The organism is Leyella stercorea (genome assembly GCF_019052365.1).
Classification (GTDB): Bacteria; Bacteroidota; Bacteroidia; order Bacteroidales; family Bacteroidaceae; genus Prevotella.
Genome location: NZ_JAHQUY010000129.1, coordinates 1 through 3,485, shown reverse-complemented (window position 1 = coordinate 3,485; position 3,485 = coordinate 1). Strand labels below are relative to the sequence as shown.

At 43.2% G+C, this 3,485-nt stretch carries 3 protein-coding genes; all 3 read left to right on the top strand.

Annotation, left to right across the window (positions count from 1 at the left end):
- Positions 1-473 precede the first annotated feature (473 nt).
- Genes KTQ90_RS12940 through KTQ90_RS12930 form a run of 3 tightly spaced genes read left to right on the top strand, consistent with a single transcriptional unit; the run spans position 474 to position 3,311 of the window.
- Positions 474-1,760, top strand: a complete 1,287-nt coding sequence (locus KTQ90_RS12940) for a hypothetical protein (RefSeq protein WP_217318770.1) — start codon at positions 474-476, stop codon at positions 1,758-1,760.
- A gap of 27 nt (positions 1,761-1,787) precedes the next feature.
- Positions 1,788-2,558 (top strand): hypothetical protein, encoded by a 771-nt coding sequence (locus KTQ90_RS12935; RefSeq protein WP_254359746.1) that lies wholly within the window; start codon positions 1,788-1,790, stop codon positions 2,556-2,558.
- Between the two features lie 18 nt (positions 2,559-2,576).
- The gene (locus tag KTQ90_RS12930; protein WP_217318769.1) at positions 2,577-3,311 is read left to right on the top strand and encodes a DUF5045 domain-containing protein; all 735 of its coding nucleotides are present in this window, start codon (positions 2,577-2,579) and stop codon (positions 3,309-3,311) included.
- Positions 3,312-3,485: the final 174 nt, after the last annotated feature.

Sequence of the window (3,485 nt, the reverse complement as noted above, 5' to 3'; positions counted from 1 at the left end):
TATGAGACTACCAACTTTTTTTATAAACTATTTCTTATCCCGAACTGGGGTAATACTATACACAGAGAGTGTATATCTACAGACGAGACTACGGCTCGGAAACACTCTGTGATTACGTTCCGCCCAAGGATGACGATGCCATATTGTATGGAGACCATTGGTATAGGATAAGTACAAAGGATCCAAACTTTTCTCCAAGTTCCTTCCAATATGAGGCAATACTCTCAAATTCAGAAACTCATGCAGGATGGAGCAGAAAACGGGTTGCGGAATTAAATGCGCAAGACTCCAAGAACACGTATAGAATAAACAACTACATTTCAGCCTACATATTGAGCAAAAAGAAAAGTGGGCAATATGCAAAGGCATACGCTTATTCAATCAATGTAACAAAATCGTGGGACGTAAAAGAAGAAGTATACGAAGCGGTCTATGACAGCTACAGTATGGACTGGAATACATTTATGGCTCAGATGAATGCAAGGCTGACACAATATAATGCCAATGGTGACCATCAGGAAATCAACAACGCCGAAGACTTGCAGGACTATATGAACACTCATCCCAACGAGTCCAACTACACCTATTATATAGGTTATGACACCCGACACTACTATACTGCCACAGATGCACGCAAGATAGCAGGTGCTTCTACAGCTACATTCAGTATAACCTGCCATGATGGAGGAACATTAGGAAAAGGCAGCACAACCTACAAATGTGACAAATGTGGTAGAAGTGTAAGTGAGCATACAAAGAGCTGTTCCATGCGTTCTACATTAAACGGTGATGGTGGAGCGGTACAGACTGGTGAGCTTGAAGCCAAGCTCACACAACTCCAACAAGAAGTTGACTACTTACAAAAGGAGTTGGATGCGCTCAACAAGGAAAACAGCGAGTTGTTACGCAAGATGTCCAATGCTGCCACAACTGAGGAATACAACACCTATCGTACCAAATACGAAAATAACAAGAAAAAGATAAATGAACTACAGTCGCAGCTTGACAGCACCAATGACATCATCGTCCAGACCAAACAAGCCATAAAGGAAGCAGAAGATGGAGAGAAGGCTCAAACGGATGATTACAACAGAATACCTCAACTGATGAAAGCCATGAAAGATGCTTACGGCATCGCATGGACGGACAATGGTTCTTGGACTGGCTACACGTTCATCCGTCATGGCACTGTGGGCAGCGTCAAGGGTGAGGTCATCTTCAAAGCATCCCTTTCCATTGCGAGAAAACCGAAGTATTTCCTGGGCATCAAGATACACCGTGCAATCGTGCAAATAGACTGGCAATTGACGAGCAGCTGGAGTGACACCTCCGTTGTTGAGACTATGGAACTGGATTCCAATAACACTGATGAAGAAAATGCAAGACTCGTCAACCAACGGATAAGCGAACTTGCCAAAGATCATCCCAACTGCGATGTCACCGTAGAATTTTCCAAGACTCCAGGAATAGAAACCAATGATACGGATGGAGTCAGGCATTTGCTATGGGCAAGTGACAGACTGGAAATAGCCCGAAGCATAGAGGCACGCCTTGCAAGGATATATACCGACCTTGTAATGGTGGAAAAGTTCCTCCATTACAAGCATAGCCTCTTAGATTGGGTACATGACCTTGTTCCCAAGCTAAATGCAGACAAAGACAGAAAGCTCACTATTGCGGAACGTTGTCGTAGACGATGGCTGCATAACAGCGGAAGTGCATACTATGAATGGGAAGATGAAGACAATGAATATGAGTAATATCAGTAACATATAAATATGTGTAAAATGAATAATACAGGTAATATAAAACACAATGACAACCATGTGCTGAAATGGCTCATGCTTGTATTGACGTGCATATTCCAACTGTCACCCATTGGAATAAAGGCACAGCTTGTTCCACGTGACATTCCTACAATAGAAGCATACATCAACGACCACAAGAAGCAACGCAGTCTATTGTTGGCACGATCCACGCTTGAAGAAAGCAACAAGCTCCTGCATCAGGCAAGCAAGGTAACACATCGTGAATACCGAGATGTCAATTTGGAACTTGACAAATACACCAAAGCGTTTGACGTGATAGACCTTGTGTACAACACTGTCAGTACAGGCTTTAACGTTTACCGAACCTATGATACTGTATCAGATAAAATCGGGAAGTACAAGTCTTTGTTGTCGGACTTCAATGAAAAAATTGTAAAACGAAAGCGTTTTGAAACTGCCGACACCCTCTTGCTTGCCGTCAACGTCAGAGCCGTGAGGAATTTAGCTGCAGAGTGTCAGAACCTATACACCTCCGTAACAGTACTTGCTGCCTATGCCAGTGGCAAAGTCCATTGTACCACAGCGTCAATGATGCTGATGATAGAGAATATCAACAAATCGTTAGACCGTATAAAATCCATAGTTAACACGGCCTATTTCCAGACTTGGAAGTTCATAAAGGCAAGAACGAGTTATTGGAAATCAGAGCTGTATCGATCAAAGACCATAAGAGAGGTGGCCAACGATGCCTTAGGGCGGTGGATGGAAGCCGGAATGCTTGATTATTAACACCGAAATCACAACGACATGAAACCATATAAAATAGCAATGGCTATCATAATGATGGCGGTTACAGTAAATACATTTGGCCAGTCAATGACCTACAACCATGATGCTTCGAAGATGGGGCAGATACAAGTTATGGAGTTAGGAGCAGGCGTTCTAACCCCGGACTTATACTACTCCATTACGCACAGTGGCTATAAAAAAGGAGCTAAGTCTGCCACATCCGTCAAAAACACTTTGCGTATGGCCGCAAATATAGCCTCTATGCCTCAGGTGGAATATGCCGACAGTATCAAGTATGATTTGGAAGGACGGGCAAAGGTGGAAGCAACAAACATCGCAGACAGGCAAATAGACATTGCCTGGTTGACTGAAGGTGAGAGAATACAAGCAAAGTTGCGAGCATTCAAATCAAATATCGGCAGCTTGAATGGAAAGACATGCAGCGAGGAAATAACGGCATGGGAAGACCTTGGAAAAATGTATGACTTTGCCATTAAGACCACAAAGAAAGCATATATGCCAAACAGCGAACGGCAAAAGCAGTATCTCGCCATATATGATGAGATAACAACAACCAATGACAATCTTCTATTGAGAATACGTTATTTGGCTACAAAACGCCAAGCTGACAACATTGTAGCAGCCATGACACAATTCCATCATAGAGTTAGTGAGAATGCAACCGCATCATACAACAGGTGGCGTAACAGCGCAAACGATGCAGGAACCGTAAAACATAAAACAAAAAAATAACAGCGTATGACAAATGACAGTACAGCGGTAGACTTTGGCATCAATCTGCTTGAAGAGGAGATTGATGATGTAATATTCCGCACAAATGAGTTTCTGACGGATGCCACTTTCACCGGTGGACAAGGGCCGTTCTGGTGGATTCTCCAGATGTCAATGGCTCTTGCCGGATTGTTC